The sequence below is a fragment of the Rhizobium sp. YJ-22 genome, from assembly GCF_029601685.1.
Lineage (GTDB): Bacteria > Pseudomonadota > Alphaproteobacteria > Rhizobiales > Rhizobiaceae > Metarhizobium.
Genome location: NZ_JARRIR010000031.1, coordinates 13,332 through 13,831 on the forward strand (window position 1 = coordinate 13,332; position 500 = coordinate 13,831).

The 500-nt window shown below is 65.0% G+C and carries 1 protein-coding gene; it reads right to left on the reverse strand.

The window, feature by feature from the left end; all coding sequences use genetic code 11:
• Nucleotides 1–5: 5 nt before the first annotated feature.
• Nucleotides 6–500: plasmid partitioning protein RepB C-terminal domain-containing protein (locus P7F60_RS29755; protein ID WP_277921127.1), on the reverse strand; the 495-nt coding region annotated here is incomplete at its 5' end.

Below are 500 nucleotides of genomic sequence, written 5' to 3' on the forward strand. Positions count from 1 at the left end.
CTGTCCTATCCTTCGTTCTTCCGTTTGCGGTATGTCGCGTAAAGCTCGTCGAGACTTTCCGCGATGAATTCGCCGAAACCCACGGCGTCCTTCGCCTTGAGCGCCAGCGTATAATTCTTGCCGTCGGTGCTGATCTCTGCGGACACCGCCCGGTCGCCGGGCGCCCATTTCGATTTGCGGCGCGGCGGCGCAAGGCCTTGCGACTTGCGACGGGTGAGGGCGTCGACGACGAAGGCGAAGCGCGCATCGCCGTTCAGGCCGGACAGATCCGTCCGCGCCAGCACCTCGCGCAAGTCGTCGAGCCGCTTCGGGTTTTCGAGCATCTGCTTCAGCTCGTACCAGCGGTCGCGGCCGGGGGAGCGGGCGCCGCCGATGGCTTCCAGCACATCCGCGGGCATGTTGGTCACCGAGAGCATTTTCGACAAGGTCGCCTTGTCGATCGACAGCGCCGCCATGACCGTGGCGCTGTCGCTGTCGTAATTCAGCGCGCCGAGCTGGCG